A 17,940-nucleotide genomic window follows, 5' to 3' on the forward strand; every position below is an offset into this window, starting at 1 on the left:
CGAATCCAGCGATCCAGAGTTCACTTCCTGAACATGAGGCGGTAACGATGCCGTCAGGTCGCGAAGAAGGGACCACGATGAGCACGACCCTCCAGCCCCCGGGAGACCGACCCGTTCTCCTGGAGATGGTCCGCATCACCAAGGAGTTTCCCGGCGTCAAGGCGCTGGACGAGGTCTCCATGGCCGTGCGCGCCGGTGAGGTCCACGCGATCTGCGGCGAGAACGGCGCCGGCAAGTCGACGCTGATGAAGGTGCTGTCCGGTGTCTACCCGCACGGCAGCTACGAGGGCCGGATCATGTACGACGGCGCCGAGACGGCCTTCCGGGACATCCGCGCCAGCGAGCGCGCCGGGATCGTGATCATCCACCAGGAGCTCGCACTCATCCCCGAGCTGTCCATCGCGGAGAACATCTTCCTCGGCAACGAGGCCAGTCGCGGCGGCGTGATCGACTGGGTGCGCACCAACCAGCGGGCCCGCGAGCTGCTGGACCTGGTCGGCCTGCGCGACGATCCCGAGACCCCGGTCAAGAACATCGGCGTCGGCAAGCAGCAGCTCGTGGAGATCGCCAAGGCGCTGAACAAGAACGTACGGCTGCTCATCCTGGACGAGCCCACCGCCGCCCTCAACGAGGAGGACTCGGCGCACCTGCTGACCCTGATGCGGGGTCTGCGCGAGCGGGGCATCACGAGCATCATGATCAGCCACAAGCTCGGCGAGATCGCCGCGATCGCCGACTCGATCACCATCATCCGCGACGGCCGCTCGATCGAGACGCTGGACGTCCACGCCGGCGGGGTCGACGAGGACCGGATCATCCGCTCGATGGTCGGACGCCCGCTGGACTCCCGCTTCCCCGAGTACACCCCGCAGATCGGCGAGACCCTGCTGGAGGTGCGCGGCTGGACCGTGGAGCACCCGCAGGTCCCCGGCCGGCTGGTCTGCAAGCGGTCGAGCTTCACGGTCCGCCGGGGCGAGATCGTGGGCTTCGCCGGGCTCATGGGAGCCGGCCGGACCGAGCTGATGCGGTCGTTGTTCGGCCACTCCTACGGGATCTTTCGTGGCGGCGAGGCCTTCCTGGACGGGCGCCGGCTCAGCCTGACCGACGTCCCCACCGCCATCCGGGAGGGGCTGGGCTACGTCACCGAGGACCGCAAGTCCCTGGGCCTGAACCTGCTGGACGACATCAAGCGCACCACGGTCTCGGCCAAGCTCGGCAAGATCGCACCCGCCGGCGTCGTCGACCGGGACAAGGAGTACGAGTGGGCCGACCGGTACCGCCTGTCGATGCGCACCAAGACCCCCTCGGTCGACGAGGGCGTGGCCAAGCTCTCCGGCGGCAACCAGCAGAAGGTCGTCCTGGCCAAGTGGTTGTTCACCGACCCCGAGGTGCTCATCCTCGACGAGCCCACCCGCGGCATCGACGTCGGCGCCAAGTTCGAGATCTACGGGATCATCCAGCAGCTCGCGCTGGAGGGGAAGGGCGTGGTCGTCGTCTCCTCGGAGCTGCCCGAGCTCCTCGGGCTGTCCGACCGCATCTACACCATCTGCGAGGGGGCCATCACGGGCTGCCTCGACCGTGAGGAGGCGACGCAGGAGAGCCTCATGCGTCTGATGACGCTCACGTCCTCCGTCCACGCACCGGCCGCCACGGCCTGACCTGGGAGCAGCTGCACCATGACCAAGCTCAAGAACGTCTTCGGCGGGGACCTGCGCCAGTTCGGGATGATCATCGCCCTGCTCGCGCTGATCGCCTTCTTCACCTGGCGGACCGACGGCCTGGCCCTCGACCCCACCAACGTCATCAACATCCTCCAGGGCAACGCCTACGTCCTGGTGCTCGCCATCGGCATGGTGCTCGTCATCATCGCCGGGCACATCGACCTGTCGGTGGGCTCGGTGGCCGCCGCGGTCGGCATCATCGTGGCCATCGCCATGCGGGACTGGCACCTGTCCTGGCCCCTCGCGATCCTCCTGGGCCTGGCCATCGGTGCCGTGATCGGCGCCTGGCAGGGCTTCTGGGTCGCCTACGTCGGCGTCCCGGCCTTCATCACCACGCTGGCAGGCATGCTCGTCTTCCGCGGGGTCAACCAGTGGATCGGCAAGTCGCTGACCATCCCGGTGCCCGAGGGCTTCCAGCAGATCGGCTCGGGCTACCTGCCCGAGGTCGGTCCCGCCACCGGCTACAACAACCTCACGGTGCTCCTCGGTGCGCTGGCCTGCCTGGCCATCGTCGGGGGTGCCCTGCGCAACCGGGCCAACCAGCGCCGCATCGGTCTGCAGCGCGAGGACGCGCTGACCCTGGGGCTGCGGCTGCTCCTGGTGTGCGCCGCCATCATGGGCGTGGCCATGCTCATGGCCTCCGGGCGCCGCGGCACGTCCTTCCCGGTCTCCGGCCTGATCCTCGTCGCGCTGGTCCTGCTCTACGGCTTCATCTCCAGCCGCACCGTCCTCGGCCGTCATGTGTATGCCGTCGGCGGCAACAAGCATGCCGCCGAGCTGTCCGGCGTCAAGGCCAAGAAGGTCAACTTCCTGGTGATGATGAACATGTCGGTCCTCGCCGCCCTGGCCGGGATGATGTTCGTCGCCCGCTCCACCGCCTCGGGACCGGCCGACGGCCTCGGCTGGGAGCTGGACGCGATCGCCGCCGTCTTCATCGGCGGGGCCGCGGTCAGCGGCGGCGTCGGCACCGTCGTCGGGTCGATCATCGGTGGCCTGGTCATGGCCGTGCTCAACAACGGGCTGTCCCTGCTGGGCGTGACCGCGGAGATCACCGCCATCATCAAGGGGCTCGTGCTGCTCGCCGCCGTCGCCTTCGACGTGATCAACAAGATGCAGGGCCGTCCCTCGATCATCGGCATGCTCACCAACCGTGGCGGCGGGCGTTCCGTGCCGACCACCGCGGAGCGCACCGAGACGACCGACGCCGTCGTCCGCACCGAGGCCTGAGTCCTCCGACCCAGGACCCCCACCGCGCGCGACGGCGACCCGGCGTGCGCCATACGCCCCCAAGAACCAGCACAGACAGGAACCACCCATGCGCAAGCTCACCACCTCCGTCGTGGCCCTCTCGGTCGTCGGCCTGGCCCTGACGGGTTGCGGCCGCGCGGAGGAGAAGACCACCACCTCCGCGACGACCTCGGCCCAGGCCTCCGGCGGGGCCGGCGCCTCGGGCTTCGCCAAGGACGCCCTCATCGGCGTGGCCCTGCCCAAGAAGACCTCGGAGAACTGGGTTCTCGCGGAGAACATCTTCAAGACCGACCTGGCCAAGGAAGGCTTCAAGGCCGACGTCCAGTTCGCCAACAACGGTGTGGCCGAGCAGCAGAACCAGATCCAGTCCATGGTCACCAAGGGCGCCAAGGTCCTGATCGTCGGCGCCGTCGACGGCTCCCAGCTGGGCAGCCAGCTCAAGGCCGCCAAGCAGCAGGGCGTCACCGTCATCGCCTACGACCGGCTGCTCACCAACACCGACGCCGTCGACTACTACGTCGCCTTCGACAACTTCAAGGTGGGCGTGCTGCAGGGCACCGCGCTGCTCGACGGACTCAAGGCCAAGAAGCCCAACGGCCCCTACGACGTCGAGCTCTTCGCCGGCTCGCCCGACGACGCCAACTCCAAGGTCTTCTTCGACGGGGCCATGAGCGTGCTGCAGCCCAAGATCAAGGACGGCACCCTCAAGGTCGTCTCCGGCCAGTCGACCTTCCAGCAGGCCGTCACCCAGGACTGGAAGGCCGAGAACGCCCAGAAGCGCATGGACAACCTGCTGGCGGCGCACTACGCCTCCGCCGCGCTGGACGGGGTCCTGTCGCCCAACGACACGCTCGCGCGCGCCGTCATGACCTCGGTCAAGCAGGCCGGCAAGCCGGTCCCGGTCGTCACCGGCCAGGACTCCGAGGTCGAGTCCGTGAAGTCGATCCTGGCGGGGGAGCAGTACTCCACCATCAACAAGGACACCCGCAAGCTGGTGGCCGCCGCGATCGAGATGACCAAGGCCCTGCAGGCCGGTCAGAAGCCGACCGTCAACGACGAGAAGTCGTACAACAACGGCGTCAAGGTCGTCCCGGCCAACCTCTTGGAGCCGGTCATCGTGACCAAGGCCAACGCCAAGGAGGCCTACGCCAACGACCCGACCCTCTCGTCCTTGGTGAAGTGACCTCGGCCTGAGCCGTCGACAGCGGTGCCCGAAAGCCTCCCTGCCCTGGCGGGGAGGCTTTCGGGTCGTCGCGCTCGTCCCGGCGCCACCACGGCCAGATATAACCAGAAGTAGCGATTCGTGACTCTGAGTGCACATCGTCGGGCATGATGTGCCCTGTGAGCCTGCACGATCCCCAGCAGGGCCGAGTCCGCGACGACTCGGCTCTCCTGCGTGTCGGGCTGGCGGCCAGCGACGCCGCCCTGCGGATCCGCCGCGCCGCCCGCGCCACCCGGCGTCTGGAGCGCCTCACCCGCGACGACCGCGACATCACCCACGACGCCACCGTCCAGTGCGCCGTCGACCTGACTGCCGAGCTCGGCTACCTCGGGGAGAACGACCCCGGGTCCGCCCTGCAGGTCGCGGCGGGGGCGCTGCAGGTCGTGGACGACCTGCCCCCCAGTCCGTGGAGCCTGGTCGTGGAGATCCAGGCCCAGGTCAGCCGCGGTGAGGCGCTGCTCGCGGTGGGGGACGTCGGGCGCGCCCGCGAGTGCGGCCAGGCCGCCCAGTCCTCGCTGGGACTGCCCCTTCCCGAGCATCCGCTCGCCCGTCGGGCCCTCGCCGCGTACCACGCGCTGGAGGGGCAGTGCGCCGCGACGGCGGGGGACCCCGAGGCGGCGATGCTGGCCTTCGGCGCCGGCCTGGACGTGGACCCCGACGGCGGCGTGCGGGGTCTGCTCCTCGCCCGACTCGCCCAGCTCATGCTCTCGCTGGGCAAGCCCGAGCTCGGCCTGCCCTACGTCGACCGCGCACTGCAGGCGGACGGGCAGCCGCGCTCCGACGCCGCCGACGCGCGGCTGCACGGCATCCGCGCCGAACTGCTCCTCGCCGCGGGGCGGGGCGAGGAGGCCCTCGCCGAGAGCGAGCGGGCCGCGGGGCTCGGCGTCCAGGCCGGCCTCAACCCCAGCGAGCACCTGCGCCGGGTGGCGACCGTCAAGGCGGCGATGGGCGACCCCGAGGCCCCCGACCAGCTGCGTCGCCTCGCCGACGACGAGGCGCGGACCGCGGGCGACCCCACCCTCGCCACCGTCCTCGCCCTGGCGACGGCCCACCTGCGGGCCGGCGACCCCCAGGCCGCCGTGCGCGCTCTCGCGCCGTACGCCCCCGCCAGAGCGTTGCCGAGCGCCCACCGCGAGGCGGTGTACGACGTGCTCGCCGAGGCGGTCGAGCGCGCGGGCGACGAACGCGCGGCCCTGGAGCTGCTCAAGGAGCAGCGGGAGGCCCTGCGGGCCGAGCAGCGTACGGAGGCTGCCGACCGGGCCCGCACCCTGGCCGAGCAGCACCAGGTCGACCTCCTGCGGGCCGACCTCGAGCGCTCCCGCCGCCGTGAGCAGGAGCTGCGGCTGCTCGTCCGGCAGCGCACCGCCGAGCTCACCTGGCGAGCCGCCCACGACGAGCTGACCGGGCTCTACTCCAGGGAGGCGCTGCTGGCCCGCCTACGGGTCCCGGTGGGCCCGGGCACCTGGCGCACGGTGCTCTACCTCGACCTGGACCGGTTCAAGGTGGTCAACGACGCACACGGGCACGACGTCGGTGACGCGCTGCTGTCCGTGGTCGGCCGGCGGCTCGAGACGGCGGTCCTCACCCTGTCCGGCAGCACCTGCGTCGCCCGCCTCGGCGGTGACGAGTTCTGCGTGCTGGTCGACAGCGAGGGCCAGCTGGACGCCGTCGCCCTGGCCCGCACCCTCGTCCTGGAGCTGGCCAGCCCCATCGACCTGCCCGGCGTCGGCGCGGTGCGGCCCGAGATCAGCATCGGGGTGGTGCAGACCGGCCCCGGCTCGCCGCGCAGCGTCGGAGGCACCGACCTGGACCTCCTGCGCGACGCCGACGTGGCCCTGCACCGCTCCAAGGCCGAGGGCGGGGGCGGGATCTACGTCTTCGGCCAGGCCGACCGCGAGCAGGCGCTGCGCCGTTTCGAGGTGGAGCACCGGGTCCGCCGGGCGCTGGAGGACGGGCGCATCCTCCCGGCCTACGACCCCATCGTGGATCTGCGCACCGGTGAGGTCGTCGGGGTCGAGGCCCTGTGCCGCCTCGAGGAGGACGGCCGGCGGGTCCGGGCCGCGGAGTTCATCGAGATCGCCGAGGAGTCCGGGCTGATCGACCAGCTCGGACGGGTCGTCATGGCAGCGGCCATCGGTGACCTCGCGTCCGGCCCGCCGCCTCGCTTCGTGGCCATCAACCTGGGGCCCCGCGAGCTGCGCCGACCCGGGCTGCTCGCCGACCTGACCGGACGTCTCGACGACGCGGGCATCTCCCGCGAGCGCCTGGTGGTGGAGGTCACCGAGCGGTCCTTCGTGGACGTCGCCTCCGCCGAGGCCGAGGTCCTGCGCAACCTCGCCGACGCCGGGGTGCGACTGGCCATCGACGACTTCAGCACCGGCCACAGCTCGATGGTCCACCTGTCCTGGATGCCCGTGCAGCTGCTCAAGATCGACCGCTCCCTGGTCGTGCGCGCCGCCCACAGCGACTCCGACCGCACCCTGGTCGCCGCCGTCATCACCATGGCCCAGACCCTCGGCCTCCAGGTCGTCGCCGAAGGCATCGAGCAGGCCTGCGTCGGGCGGGTGCTGCGCGACCTGGGCTGCGACTACGCGCAGGGGCACCTCTTCGACGAGTTCTCCTCGATCGCGCAGATCCCGGAGTCCTTCGACCTCGAGCAGCTGCTGGCGGACCACGGCGACGCCGGTCCGCCGGAGCGCGGATGAACACGGATGAGCCCGTACGGCGGATGTCACGCGGAGGGCGCCGGTCTGGCATGATGGACCCTCGTATGCGCCGGGTGCGGACCCTCTCACCGAGCCTGTCGTGTCCACCCGAGTCCGTCCGCGCCTGTCCCCACGGTGTCGTGACCGGTCTCACCCACATCACATCCAAGGAGACACCACACTCGTGGCCGTCAAGATTCGCCTGAAGCGCATGGGCAAGATCCGTGCTCCGTACTACCGCGTCGTCGTCATGGACTCGCGCACCAAGCGCGACGGTCGTGCGATCGAGGAGATCGGTCTGTACCACCCGACCGAGCAGCCCTCCCGCATCGAGATCGACTCCGAGCGCGCGCAGTACTGGCTGGGTGTCGGCGCCCAGCCGACCGAGCAGGTCGCCGCGCTGCTGAAGATCACCGGTGACTGGCAGAAGTTCAAGGGTCTGCCGGGCGCCGAGGGCACCCTGCAGGTCAAGGAGCCCAAGCGGTCCAAGCAGGAGCTCTACAACGAGGCCCTCGCCAAGGCCGAGCTCGAGCCCAAGGAGGCTCCGAAGGCCAAGAAGGCCAAGGAGGAGCCCAAGACCGAGGAGCCCAAGGCTGACGCCGCTCCGGTCGAGCCCACCACCGAGGCCCCGGCCACGACCGACGCGACGGAGGCCGCGGAGGCCGCCGGTGCCGCAGAGGCCGAGGAGGTCCCGGCCGGTGAGTCCGTCGAGGACGCGGCGACCACCGAGAAGGCCGAGGCCTGATCGTGCTCGAGGAGGCTCTCGAGCACCTCGTCAAGGGCATCGTCGACCACGATGACGACGTGGTGGTGCGCCGCAAGGAGCTCCGCCGCGGGGAGGTGCTCGAGGTCCGCGTCCACCCGGACGACCTCGGGCGCGTGATCGGCCGCTCCGGCCGCACGGCCAGCGCCCTGCGCACCGTGCTGGGCGCGCTGGCCGGCGGCAAGCAGGTCCGCGTCGACATCGTCGACACCGACCGCGTGCGCTGAGCACGCAGCAGCACTGACGAGGGGCGTGTGCCGGTTCCGGCATACGCCCCTCGTGGTCTGTCCGCACCCGGGCAGACCGCGCACCGACCGCAGGAGGACCCCCCATGGACGTCGTCGTCGCCCGCATCGGCAAGGCTCACGGCCTGCGCGGTGAGGTCACCGTGGAGAGCCGCACCGACGACCCGGGCTCGCGCTTCGTGCCCGGGGTGAGCTTCGCCACCGAGGCCCGTCCCGGCTCGGGGGTGCCGCGCGAGCTGACCCTGCGCTCGGCGCGCCTGCACAACGGTGTGTGGCTGCTGGCCTTCGAGCAGATCCCGGACCGCACCGGCGCCGAGTCCCTGCGCAACGCCCTGCTCGTCCTCTCCACCGACGCCATCTCGGCCGAGGAGGACGACGAGGAGGGCTACTACGAGAGCGATCTCGTGGGCCTGCGGGTGGAGGACCCGCAGGGGCAGGTCGTCGGTGAGGTCGTCGGGCTCGACCCCCGCGCGGTGCAGGACCTGCTCGAGGTCCGCCTGTCCGACGGGCGGGAGGGCCTGGTCCCCTTCGTCGAGGCCATCGTGCCCGTCGTCGACGTGCCGGGGGGCCGGATCGTCATGGACGCACCGGCGGGGCTGTTCGACCTCGCGGAGGGGTGACCGTGCGCCTCGACGTCGTCTCGATCTTCCCCGACTACCTCGCACCCCTGGACCTGTCCCTGATCGGCAAGGCACGTCGGGAGGGGCTGCTGGACCTGCACGTCCACGACCTGCGTGGCTGGACCACCGACCGGCATCGCACCGTCGACGACACCCCGTACGGCGGGGGAGCCGGGATGGTCATGACGCCCGAGCCGTGGGCCCGTGCGATCGACCATCTCGCCGAGATCGGGGACGACAGGTATGCCGGGCGGCGGCCCCTGCTCGTCGTGCCAGGTCCGGGCGGGCAACGCTTCTCCCAGGCCATGGCGCACGAGCTCGCCGAGGAGCCCTGGCTCGCTTTCGCGTGCGGGCGCTACGAGGGGATCGACGAGCGCGTCTACGACTACGCGGCCGAGCGGCTCGACGGCCGCGTGCGCGTCGTCTCCCTGGGTGACTACGTCCTCAACGGCGGCGAGGTCGCGGTGCTCACCATCACCGAGGCGGTGGCTCGGCTGCTGCCGGGCGTGGTCGGCAACGCCGAGTCCCTCGTGGAGGAGTCCCACGAGGACGGGCTGCTGGAGTACCCCGTCTTCACCAAGCCGGCGACCTGGCGTGGCCGCGAGGTGCCCTCCGTGCTGCTGTCAGGCGACCACGGCGCCATCGCGTCGTGGCGGCACCAGCAGCGGCTGGAGCGGACCGCGGCCCGGCGGCCCGACCTGCTGCCGCCCTCCGCCGCGCTGACCGGCGCCGACGTCGTCCCCGAGCCGGCCGTGCCTGCCGACGCGGCGGAGCTGTGGGTGCTCCGCGCCGCCGCCCGGGCAGTCGGCGGCGGTGACCTGCCTGACGGTGCTGGGCCGGCGAGCGAGGTGGCCCAGCTCGTCGGTGGCGGCTGGCGGACCTGGGTGGCCCGTGCGGGGGGTCGGGTGGTGGCCGCGGTCGCGGGACGCGCGCTCGACGGCGAGACCTGGCAGGTCGGCCGCCTGGTAGTGGCCCCCGACCTGACCGGGCGCGGGCTGGGACGAGCGTTGCTGGAGCACGCCGAGACCGCTGCCCCGTCCGGGACCCGTCACCTCGTCGCAGACCTCGCCGACGCCGACGAGCGAGCCCGGCGCATCGCCCGCAAGGCGGGGTACCGGCCCGCCCGACGGCGGCACCTGCCCGAGGGGGCCGCCGAGCACTCCCGTCCGGCGCTCGGGGACCCCTCCCGGACCGGGCCCGGCGTCCGCTGAACGACCCGCGGCCCGCGCGGGCCGCGCTTTTGGGATCAGCCCCTCGGGTCTGGCACAATGATTCCTTGCGTTCCCGACGGACATCACGCCCCTGCCACAGGGGGAGTGCCCCCCCGCTGCGCGGTGGGCACGTGGCGGTCCGGGACGTCATACCACCCAGGCTCTCCTCGCCCCGGCGAGGCTGACGGCAGGACGACCTGTGGCGCCCTGCGAGAAACGGAACACTGATGAAGAAGCTGGCCGAGTTCGACTCCGCGAGCCTGCGCACCGACGTCCCTGACTTCCGTGCCGGTGACACCCTGAAGGTCCACGTCAAGGTCATCGAGGGCACCCGCTCGCGCATCCAGGTCTTCCAGGGCGTGGTCATCCGCAAGTCCGGCGGCGGCATCGGCGAGACCTTCACGGTCCGCAAGATCTCCTTCGGCGTCGGCGTCGAGCGCACCTTCCCCCTGCACACGCCGGTCATCGACCGGATCGAGGTCATGACCCGCGGTGACGTGCGCCGCGCGAAGCTGTACTACCTGCGCAACCTGCGCGGCAAGGCGGCCAAGATCCGCGAGAAGCGCGAGAACGTCCCCAGCAAGTGATCGTGGGCGCTGCTCCCAGGCGGGGCCGTTAGGCTTCCCCGGTGCAGCCCCAGGACCGAGACCGGACCCCGGCCGACAGCACGTCGGCCGGGGTTCTGCCGTCCCGGCGTGCCCGGCACCTCGTGGCGCTGGCCCTGGTCGCCTGGCTGGCTCTCGTGCTCGCCCGCACCTTCCTCGTCGACTGGTTCGCGGTGCCCAGCGCCTCCATGGAGCCCACGCTGCGGCCGGGCGAGGTGATCCTGGTCGACAAGCGGCCCGCCGCGCTCCGTCCGGGGGACGTGGTGGTCGTGGACGGTCGCAGCTTCGACCTGGAGGACCGTCGCCCCTGGGCGCGCCGACTCCTGGGCCGGTTCGCGGGGGAGTCGCCCGGGCAGCACCTGGTCAAGCGAGTGATCGCCACGGCCGGTCAGCAGGTCCGGTGCTGCGACGCGCAGGGGCGTCTGCTGCTGGACGGGCACCCGCTGCGCGAGGAGTATGTCGCGCAGGGGGACACGCCCAGCGACGTCGCGTTCTCCGTCACCGTCCCAACGGGCACACTGTGGCTGATGGGTGATCACCGCAGTCGTTCGGCCGACTCCCGGTCCCGGCTCGGCCGACCCGGCGGCGGCTTCCTTCCGACGGGGGACGTCACCGGCCACGTGGTCCAGGTGATCTGGCCGCCCGGACACCGCCGCGAGCTGTCCGCCCTACCCACCCCCACCCTCGGAGGAGATCGATGAGCGACGACCTGACGCCCCCGCGCAGGGACGCCGGAGAGCCGGACGAGGTCCGTGACTCGCGCGAGCGCGGCCGGGTGACGGCCTCGGTGCCCGACGACGCGCGGCCGCGGGCCACGCGGGTCGAGACCCAGGCCGAGCGGCGGCCCGGCCAGGACGTCCTCCACGCGCTGCGTGAGTTCGTCGTGGTGGTGGTTCTCGCCATGGTGCTCTCCCTCGCGGTGAAGACCTGGCTGATGCAGGCCTTCTACATCCCCTCCGGCTCGATGGAGGACACCCTCGTCCGGGGGGACCGGGTCGTCGTCTCCAAGCTGACACCCTCACCGTTCTCCCTCGAGCGCGGCGACATCGTCGTCTTCGAGGACCCGGACCACTGGCTGTCGACCCTGCCCCCGACGGAGCGCACCGGGCTGTCCAAGGCCGTCCACGACACCCTCGTCTTCGTGGGCCTCATGCCCAACGACTCGGACAACCACCTGATCAAGCGGGTGATCGGGCTCCCCGGCGACAAGGTCAGGTGCTGCACGCCGGACGGCAAGCTCTCCATCAACGGCACCGCCGTCACCGAGCCTTATCTCAAGCCCGGTGACGCCCCCAGCAACCAGCCCTTCGACATCACGGTGCCTGCGGGCAAGCTGTGGCTGATGGGCGACCACCGCAGCGACTCGGGCGACTCCCGCCTGCACGACCCCAGGCAGGACGGCTCGCAGGGCTCGGTGCCCGTGAGCAAGGTCGTCGGCCGCGCCGTGACCGTGGTCTGGCCGCTGTCGGACCTGACCTGGATCGGTCAGCCCAGCGAGGTCTTCGCCACGGTCCCCGACCCCCGGTGACCACGACCGACGCTGCTGCGCTCGGCCACCCGTCCCGCCGGATGACGGCCGGGGCCAGGACGATCCGGCCGACGCTGCGACTGGAGCGGTCCCTGCTGCGTGAGCTTCCGGAGGGGCACCGGGTGATCGCCGCGGTCGACGAGGTGGGCCGGGGTGCGCTCGCCGGGCCCGTGAGCGTCGGGGTGGTGCTGGTCCACGAGCAGGTCGACCCGGCGCCCACCGGCGTGCGGGACTCCAAGCTCCTCACGCCCACCGCCCGCGAGCGTCTCGTGCCCCGGCTGCGACGCTGGGCGCCGGCACACGGCGTGGGCCATGCCTCCGCGGCCGAGATCGACGAGCGCGGGATCATGGCCGGGCTCCGGCTGGCCGCGCGCCGAGCACTCGACCGGACCAGGGGCGCGGGACTGACCCCTGCGCTGGTGCTGCTGGACGGCAACCACGACTGGTTCACCGAGCCGGACCGGGTGGGCCTGTTCGGTGCCTGGGACGACGCCGTCCTGCCCGTCCGGACGATGATCAAGGCGGACCTGCGGTGCTCGTCGGTGGCTGCCGCGAGCGTGCTGGCCAAGGTCGAGCGGGACGCCGTCATGGCCGCCCTCGCGGCGTCCGGGGAGGTGGCCGAGGACTACGGCTTCGCCGACAACAAGGGTTACGCCGCCCCCGGGCACCTGGACGCGCTCGCCCGGCTGGGACCCTCGGCGCACCACCGGCGGTCCTGGCGGCTGCCGGGCGTGCAGCCGCCGGGTGGCGTCATGGAGGATGATGGGGGACCGGCCCGGGGGCCGGACGTCGACGAGGAAGAGCAGGGGCGATGAGCGCAGAGGACCTGGAGCGCTACGAGACCGAGATGGAGCTGGCGCTGTACCGCGAGTACCGCGACGTCGTCGGCCTCTTCTCCCACGTGGTCGAGACCGAGCGACGGTTCTACTTGTGCAACTCGGTCGACGTGCGGGTCCGTTCGGACGGCGGCGAGGTCTACTTCGACGTCACCATGTCCGACGCGTGGGTGTGGGACGTCTACCGCCCGGCCCGGTTCGTCAAGAACGTGCGGGTCGTGACCTTCAAGGACGTCAACGTCGAGGAGCTCGCCAAGTCCGAGCTGGACCTCGCCAAGGACCCCGGCTTCCCACGCTGAGCCCGGAACCCCTCTCCGACGGGGCTCTGTCCCCAGCTCGTCGCGGTCCCGCGGGGTCCGTCCACAGGGCCGGCGGGATCTGCGTCGCCTCGGTCCGGGCCACGTCACCCTGGTTCCCCCGGCCATGGTGGCCGGGTGGAGGGCGAGGTGGACGATGGGTGCTGGGACGGGGCCTGCGCGGCATCGCGCGGTCGGTGAGTATGGCGAGAAGGTGGCGGTGCGCCACCTGGAGGCGTCCGGTCTGCGGGTGGTGGACCGCAACTGGCGGTGCGACCTGGGTGAGGTCGACATCGTGGCGGTGACCCCCGGCGAGCCGCCGACCCTCGTGGTGTGCGAGGTCAAGACCCGCACGTCGACGGCCTTCGGGGGCCCCCTCGAGCAGGTGACCCTGCGCAAGGCTGCCCGCCTGCGCCGGCTCGCCGTCCGCTGGCTGCAGGCACATCCCGAGGTCACGTCCCCGCACGTGCGGGTGGACGTGGTCGGGGTGACGGTGCCTCGGTCCGGTGCGGCGCAGGTCGAGCACCTCGAGGCGGTGCTGTCGTGAGCATCGGGCTGACCCGCGGGGTCACGCTGGACGGTCTGGAAGGGCTGGTCGTCGACGTCGAGGCGGACGCCAGCCCGGGGCTGCCCGCGCTGACGGTGACCGGGCTGGCCGACGCGACCGTCGGCGAGGCCAAGGACCGGATCCGCGCGGCCACGGCCAACGCCGGCGTGCCGCTGCCCACCCGGCGACTCACCGTCAACCTCTCACCGGCCTGGCGTCCCAAGGCCGGCTCCTCGCTGGACCTGCCCATGGCCATCGCCCTGCTGGCGGCCGACGGTCAGGTCCCGGGCCGGGTGGCCGAGACCGTGCACCTGGGCGAGCTGTCGCTGGACGGGAGCATCAAGGCCGTCCGCGGTGTGCTGCCGGCCGTGCGGGCGGCGGTGGCCGAGGGGCGCACCCGGGTCGTCGTGTCGGCGGCGAACCTGCGGGAGGCGACGCTGGTCGAGGGCGCCGACGTGCGTGGAGCCTGGCACCTGGCCGAGGTGGTGGCCTTCCACCGTGGACAGGGCACTCTGGCGGTGGCGGCAGGTGAGGAGGAGCCGACGCCGGACGAGGCGCCGGACCTCGCCGACGTCGTGGGGCAGGCCCAGGCGCGGTTCGCGCTCGAGGTGGCTGCCGCCGGGGGTCATCACCTGCTCCTGTGCGGCCCGCCCGGAGCCGGCAAGACCATGCTGGCCGAGCGCCTCCCGGGGCTCCTGCCGCTCCTCGCCGACGACCACGCGCTCGAGGTCACCGCCATCCAGTCGGTCATGAGCGCGGACGCAGCCCCGCTGGGTCTGGTGCGCCGCCCGCCGTACCGCGCCGTCCATCACGGAGCCTCGATGGCCTCGCTCGTGGGCGGGGGGATCGGTCACCCGGTGCCGGGGGCGGTCACGGCGGCGCACCGCGGTGTGCTCTTCCTCGACGAGGCCCCCGAGTTCGCGACCAACGTCCTCAACGGACTGCGCCAGCCGCTGGAGGCGGGGTGCGTGACGGTCGGGCGGGCTCGCCGCACCACCACCTTCCCGGCCCGCTTCCAGCTGGTCCTCGCGGCCAACCCCTGTCCCTGCGGCCGGGCCGTCGGCAAGGGCCTGGCCTGCGACTGCACGCCGCTGCAGCGACGCACCTACCTGTCCCGCCTGTCCGGGCCCCTGCTGGACCGCATCGACCTGCGCCTCACGGTGCCGGCGGTGACCAGCCTGCACCGCGTCGACACCGAGCCCGAGCCGAGCGCCGCCGTCGCGGGGCGGGTCGTCCAGGCGCGAGCGGCCGCCGCGGCCCGCGCCGCCACCGAGCCCTGGCGCACCAACGGCGAGGTGCCCGGCCGGGCCCTGCAGCACGGTGCCTGGCAGATCCCGAGGGCTGCGCTGCGCTCCCTGGACGCCGCGCTCGAGCGGGGGGCGCTGACCTTGCGGGGCTACGACCGGGTGCGGCGCGTGGCGTGGACCGTCGCGGACCTCGCCGGTCACGTCGTCCCCACGAGGGACGACGTCGACCAGGCGCTCACCCTGCGCCAGGCCGAGGGGACGGCGGCATGACCCCCGGCCACCTCCCGCAGGACGACCGTGCTGCGCGGGCCCTGTGGAGCCGCGTCGCCGAGCCCTGCGACCGCCGGATGCTCGCGCTGCTGGACGCCTGCCGGGGGGAGCACGAGGCTGCCCTGGCGGCGCTGGCGACCAGCCGGGACGAGCGCTTCCAGCCGCTGCAGGGCAGGTTGCGCGACGCCGACCTGGCGCGCGACCTCGATCTTGCCGAGCGGTGCGGGGCCCGTCTCGTCGTGCCCGGGGACGCGGAGTGGCCCTCGGGGCTGGACGACCTGGGGCGGCTCGCACCCGCCTGCGTGTGGGTGCGGGGCCCCGTCCCCCTGCACCTGGCCCTGCGGCGCTCGGTGGCGCTCGTCGGGTCGCGGGCGGCCACGGCCTACGGCGAGCACGTGGCCCACGAGCTGGCCGCCGGCCTGGTCGCGAGGGCCTTCTGCGTGGTGTCGGGAGCGGCCTTCGGCATCGACGCGGCGGCCCACCGCGGCGCCCTCGGGTGCGACGGGACGACGGTGGCGGTGCTGGCCGGAGGTGTCGACCGCCCCTACCCGGCGGCCCACGCGCGGTTGCTGGAGCTGGTGGCCGAGACCGGCGCGGTGGTCAGCGAGGTGCCCCCGGCCTGCGCCCCGACCCGCTCGCGCTTCCTGCAGCGCAACCGGCTCATCGCCGCCCTCACCGCAGGCACCGTGGTCATCGAGGCGGGTCACCGCAGCGGCGCCCTGAGCACCGTGCGGCACGCGGTCTCGCTCGGGCGACCCGTCGGTGCCGTCCCGGGCCCGGTCACCTCTGCGGCCAGCGCGGGGTGCCACCAGGCGATCCGGGACGGCGCCGCCCTGCTGGTGACGGACGCGGCGGAGGTCGCCGAGCTCTGCGGCCGGATGGGGGAGGACCTGGCTCCCGAGCTTCGTGGACCGGAGTGCGAGCGGGACCGGCTGGCTCCCGTCGACCAGGCCCTCCTGGACGCCCTGCCGTACGCCCGGGGCCGGGCGCTGGAGAGCGTGGCCCGGCGGGCCGGTCTGCCGCTCGCCGACGCCCGGGCCGCCTTCGGGCGGCTGGTCTCGCTCGATCTGGCCGAGACCGACGAGGGCCTGTGCCGCCTGAGCGGCCGCGTGAGGTCCGAGCGGCTGCGGGAGACCCGCCGCCGCCGGGAGCTCGCCGAGACGCGGGCCGCGGACGGTGAGGTGGGTGCGCCCCGCCTCGACCCCTGAGCGAGGCGGGCGGCTCGGTCTGACGGGTGACCTCGGCGGCGCGTCGGCCGCCGGCTGCCCGCGGGCGTCGGGCGGACTTGGGAGAGTGTGGTCATGTCGACCGACCCCCTCGACGAGTTCGCACGGCACCTGATGGCGGAGCGGGCCCGCTCCGAGCACACCGTCCGGGCCTATGTCGGGGACCTGCGGCACCTGGACGACCATGCCCGGGAGGTGGGTGCCGGAGGGCTGCTCGAGCTGTCGCTCCCGGACCTGCGCGCCTGGCTCGCCCGCCACGCCGGGGCGGGCGCGGCGCGCTCCACGGTCGCACGTCGATCGGCGGCGGTGCGGTCCTTCTACGCCTGGGCCGCCCGGCGCGGGCTCGTCGCCGTGGACCCCGCCGCCCGGCTCGCGGCGCCTCGTCGCCGGCGGACCCTGCCGGAGGTGCTCGACCACGGTCAGGCGGAGGCCATGCTCGACGCGGCGGCCCCTGCGCCGCAGGAGCCGGACGACCCGCTCCGGCTCCGGGACCTGGCCATGCTGGAGCTGCTCTACGCCACCGGTGTCCGCGTGGGCGAGCTCGTCGGCCTGGACGTCGACGACGTCGACCGCGCGTCGCGGACCGCCCGAGTCCTCGGAAAGGGTGCCAAGGAGCGCACGGTGCCGTACGGCGTCCCCGCCGAGCGGGCGCTCGGGGCCTGGCTCGGGCGGGGCCGGCCGCAGCTGGTGACCGACGCGAGCGGGTCGGCGTTGTTCCTCGGACGCCGGGGCCGTCGCGTGGACCCGCGTCAGGTCCGGGAGGTCGTGCACCGGGCGGTCGCCCAGGTGGGGGGAGCAGCCGACCTGGGCCCGCACGGACTGCGTCACAGCGCCGCCACCCACCTGCTCGACGGTGGGGCGGACCTGCGGGTCGTCCAGGAGCTGCTGGGCCACTCGAGCCTGTCCACCACCCAGATCTACACGCACGTGTCCGTCGACCGGCTGCGGCGGGCGTACCAGCAGGCGCACCCCCGCGCGTGAGGACCTCACCGCAGCGGGAGCAGCACGATCTGCGGCGGTGCGAGCAGGCTCAACGGGTCGAGATAGTCCTCACCGCGCAGCGCACCCCAGTGCACGCACCCCTGCAGGCAGTGCCCGGGCCCGGCCAGCGTGCCGAGGAGCTCACCGGCCGTCACGGTCCGTCCGACCGGCACCACCGCCCGGACGGGCTCGTAGGTCGTCCGGATGCCGCCGTGGTCCACCGCCACCACCGGACGACCGGCCACCATCCCCGCAAAGGCCACGACCCCGGCGGCCGCCGCGTGCACGGGCCCGTCGACGGGCAGGGCCAGGTCGACGCCACGATGGCCTGGTGACCACCGGTGCGCCGGGGCGACGAAGGGGTGCAGCACCACCGGCGGCGTCACCGGCGACACCCACCTCGCCCGCACCACCGGGTGTGCACGGCTGGTGGCGGCCACCGCGGGCGGCAGGGGGGCGCCCGGGTCACCGGTGCGGGGGGACGCGACCAGCGGAGCCAGCCCGAGGACGAGGGGAAGGAGAGCGAGCAGGGGCGCGGGTATCGGCATACCCCTGAGCCTGGCCCGCGGACGCCGGGACCGTCCTGGTCTCGGGGCCTCCTGTGGACGAGGACGGACCGGACCGCGAGCGGACCTGCCCGCCTGGGGACGAGGACCTGCGGCCGGTCGG

18 protein-coding genes are annotated in these 17,940 nt (G+C 73.1%); 17 read left to right on the plus strand and 1 reads right to left on the minus strand.

Annotated features, from left to right (window positions below):
* Positions 1–77: 77 nt before the first annotated feature.
* The 17 genes from mmsA to ACK2IS_RS06485 all read left to right on the plus strand — a co-directional run bounded on the left by mmsA (position 78) and on the right by ACK2IS_RS06485 (position 17,271).
* On the plus strand, positions 78–1,658 hold the full coding sequence (mmsA, locus tag ACK2IS_RS06405; RefSeq protein WP_409485309.1) for a multiple monosaccharide ABC transporter ATP-binding protein: 1,581 nt from the start codon (positions 78–80) through the stop codon (positions 1,656–1,658).
* 18 nt (positions 1,659–1,676) lie between these two features.
* Entirely contained in the window at positions 1,677–2,948 is a 1,272-nt protein-coding gene (gene mmsB, locus ACK2IS_RS06410) for a multiple monosaccharide ABC transporter permease (RefSeq protein ID WP_409485310.1), read from the plus strand.
* An 88-nt stretch (positions 2,949–3,036) separates the two neighbouring features.
* Positions 3,037–4,152 carry a substrate-binding domain-containing protein gene (locus ACK2IS_RS06415; RefSeq protein WP_409485311.1) on the plus strand — a complete coding sequence of 372 codons (1,116 nt, stop codon included), beginning with the start codon at positions 3,037–3,039 and terminating at the stop codon, positions 4,150–4,152.
* A 983-nt stretch (positions 4,153–5,135) separates the two neighbouring features.
* Positions 5,136–6,896 carry a putative bifunctional diguanylate cyclase/phosphodiesterase gene (locus tag ACK2IS_RS06420; RefSeq protein WP_409485643.1) on the plus strand — a complete coding sequence of 587 codons (1,761 nt, stop codon included), beginning with the start codon at positions 5,136–5,138 and terminating at the stop codon, positions 6,894–6,896.
* A gap of 184 nt (positions 6,897–7,080) precedes the next feature.
* Complete coding sequence (gene rpsP / locus ACK2IS_RS06425) at positions 7,081–7,641, plus strand: 30S ribosomal protein S16 (RefSeq protein ID WP_409485312.1); 561 nt, start codon at positions 7,081–7,083, stop codon at positions 7,639–7,641.
* Positions 7,642–7,643: 2 nt separating this feature from the next.
* Positions 7,644–7,886, plus strand: a complete 243-nt coding sequence (locus tag ACK2IS_RS06430) for an RNA-binding protein (RefSeq protein WP_409485313.1) — start codon at positions 7,644–7,646, stop codon at positions 7,884–7,886.
* 104 nt (positions 7,887–7,990) lie between these two features.
* Complete coding sequence (gene rimM / locus ACK2IS_RS06435; protein WP_409485314.1) at positions 7,991–8,524, plus strand: ribosome maturation factor RimM; 534 nt, start codon at positions 7,991–7,993, stop codon at positions 8,522–8,524.
* A gap of 2 nt (positions 8,525–8,526) precedes the next feature.
* On the plus strand, positions 8,527–9,735 hold the full coding sequence (trmD, locus tag ACK2IS_RS06440) for a tRNA (guanosine(37)-N1)-methyltransferase TrmD (RefSeq protein ID WP_409485315.1): 1,209 nt from the start codon (positions 8,527–8,529) through the stop codon (positions 9,733–9,735).
* 227 nt (positions 9,736–9,962) lie between these two features.
* Positions 9,963–10,322: a 50S ribosomal protein L19 gene (gene rplS, locus ACK2IS_RS06445; RefSeq protein ID WP_409485316.1), complete on the plus strand. Its 360-nt coding sequence runs from the start codon at positions 9,963–9,965 to the stop codon at positions 10,320–10,322.
* Between the two features lie 41 nt (positions 10,323–10,363).
* Positions 10,364–11,041 (plus strand): signal peptidase I, encoded by a 678-nt coding sequence (gene lepB, locus ACK2IS_RS06450; RefSeq protein WP_409485317.1) that lies wholly within the window; start codon positions 10,364–10,366, stop codon positions 11,039–11,041.
* Positions 11,038–11,868 carry a signal peptidase I gene (gene lepB, locus ACK2IS_RS06455; protein ID WP_409485318.1) on the plus strand — a complete coding sequence of 277 codons (831 nt, stop codon included), beginning with the start codon at positions 11,038–11,040 and terminating at the stop codon, positions 11,866–11,868. Before lepB (ACK2IS_RS06450) ends, lepB (ACK2IS_RS06455) begins: the two co-directional genes overlap by 4 nt.
* A 41-nt stretch (positions 11,869–11,909) precedes the next feature.
* Positions 11,910–12,683 carry a ribonuclease HII gene (locus ACK2IS_RS06460; RefSeq protein WP_409485644.1) on the plus strand — a complete coding sequence of 258 codons (774 nt, stop codon included), beginning with the start codon at positions 11,910–11,912 and terminating at the stop codon, positions 12,681–12,683.
* Positions 12,680–13,003: a DUF2469 domain-containing protein gene (locus ACK2IS_RS06465; RefSeq protein ID WP_241451884.1), complete on the plus strand. Its 324-nt coding sequence runs from the start codon at positions 12,680–12,682 to the stop codon at positions 13,001–13,003. The genes ACK2IS_RS06460 and ACK2IS_RS06465 overlap by 4 nt, the downstream gene beginning before the upstream one ends.
* A 154-nt stretch (positions 13,004–13,157) precedes the next feature.
* The gene (locus ACK2IS_RS06470) at positions 13,158–13,547 is read left to right on the plus strand and encodes a YraN family protein (RefSeq protein WP_409485319.1); all 390 of its coding nucleotides are present in this window, start codon (positions 13,158–13,160) and stop codon (positions 13,545–13,547) included.
* Positions 13,544–15,064, plus strand: a complete 1,521-nt coding sequence (locus ACK2IS_RS06475; RefSeq protein WP_409485320.1) for a YifB family Mg chelatase-like AAA ATPase — start codon at positions 13,544–13,546, stop codon at positions 15,062–15,064. The genes ACK2IS_RS06470 and ACK2IS_RS06475 overlap by 4 nt, the downstream gene beginning before the upstream one ends.
* Positions 15,061–16,272 (plus strand): DNA-processing protein DprA, encoded by a 1,212-nt coding sequence (dprA, locus tag ACK2IS_RS06480; protein ID WP_409485321.1) that lies wholly within the window; start codon positions 15,061–15,063, stop codon positions 16,270–16,272. Before ACK2IS_RS06475 ends, dprA begins: the two co-directional genes overlap by 4 nt.
* A gap of 93 nt (positions 16,273–16,365) precedes the next feature.
* Positions 16,366–17,271: a tyrosine recombinase XerC gene (locus ACK2IS_RS06485; RefSeq protein ID WP_409485322.1), complete on the plus strand. Its 906-nt coding sequence runs from the start codon at positions 16,366–16,368 to the stop codon at positions 17,269–17,271.
* 5 nt (positions 17,272–17,276) lie between these two features.
* On the opposite strand, the gene ACK2IS_RS06490 is transcribed toward ACK2IS_RS06485, so the two are convergent.
* Positions 17,277–17,819 carry a M23 family metallopeptidase gene (locus ACK2IS_RS06490; protein ID WP_409485323.1) on the minus strand — a complete coding sequence of 181 codons (543 nt, stop codon included), beginning with the start codon at positions 17,817–17,819 and terminating at the stop codon, positions 17,277–17,279.
* Positions 17,820–17,940 lie beyond the last annotated feature (121 nt).

It is taken from the genome of Arsenicicoccus dermatophilus (assembly GCF_046267915.1).
In the GTDB taxonomy this organism is placed as follows: domain Bacteria; phylum Actinomycetota; class Actinomycetes; order Actinomycetales; family Dermatophilaceae; genus Arsenicicoccus; species Arsenicicoccus dermatophilus_A.

Excerpts from the sequence above, each read along its gene's own strand:
- lepB (WP_409485318.1), top strand. The coding sequence starts at position 11,038 with ATGAGCGACGACCTGACGCCCCCGCGCAGGGACGCCGGAGAGCCGGAC.
- dprA (WP_409485321.1), top strand. The coding sequence starts at position 15,061 with ATGACCCCCGGCCACCTCCCGCAGGACGACCGTGCTGCGCGGGCCCTG.
- mmsA (WP_409485309.1), top strand. The coding sequence starts at position 78 with ATGAGCACGACCCTCCAGCCCCCGGGAGACCGACCCGTTCTCCTGGAG.
- ACK2IS_RS06470 (WP_409485319.1), top strand. The coding sequence starts at position 13,158 with ATGGGTGCTGGGACGGGGCCTGCGCGGCATCGCGCGGTCGGTGAGTAT.
- ACK2IS_RS06415 (WP_409485311.1), top strand. The coding sequence starts at position 3,037 with ATGCGCAAGCTCACCACCTCCGTCGTGGCCCTCTCGGTCGTCGGCCTG.
- ACK2IS_RS06460 (WP_409485644.1), top strand. The coding sequence starts at position 11,910 with ATGACGGCCGGGGCCAGGACGATCCGGCCGACGCTGCGACTGGAGCGG.
- mmsB (WP_409485310.1), top strand. The coding sequence starts at position 1,677 with ATGACCAAGCTCAAGAACGTCTTCGGCGGGGACCTGCGCCAGTTCGGG.
- ACK2IS_RS06485 (WP_409485322.1), top strand. The coding sequence starts at position 16,366 with ATGTCGACCGACCCCCTCGACGAGTTCGCACGGCACCTGATGGCGGAG.
- rplS (WP_409485316.1), top strand. The coding sequence starts at position 9,963 with ATGAAGAAGCTGGCCGAGTTCGACTCCGCGAGCCTGCGCACCGACGTC.
- ACK2IS_RS06465 (WP_241451884.1), top strand. The coding sequence starts at position 12,680 with ATGAGCGCAGAGGACCTGGAGCGCTACGAGACCGAGATGGAGCTGGCG.
- rimM (WP_409485314.1), top strand. The coding sequence starts at position 7,991 with ATGGACGTCGTCGTCGCCCGCATCGGCAAGGCTCACGGCCTGCGCGGT.
- ACK2IS_RS06420 (WP_409485643.1), top strand. The coding sequence starts at position 5,136 with ATGGGCGACCCCGAGGCCCCCGACCAGCTGCGTCGCCTCGCCGACGAC.
- ACK2IS_RS06490 (WP_409485323.1), bottom strand. The coding sequence starts at position 17,819 with ATGCCGATACCCGCGCCCCTGCTCGCTCTCCTTCCCCTCGTCCTCGGG.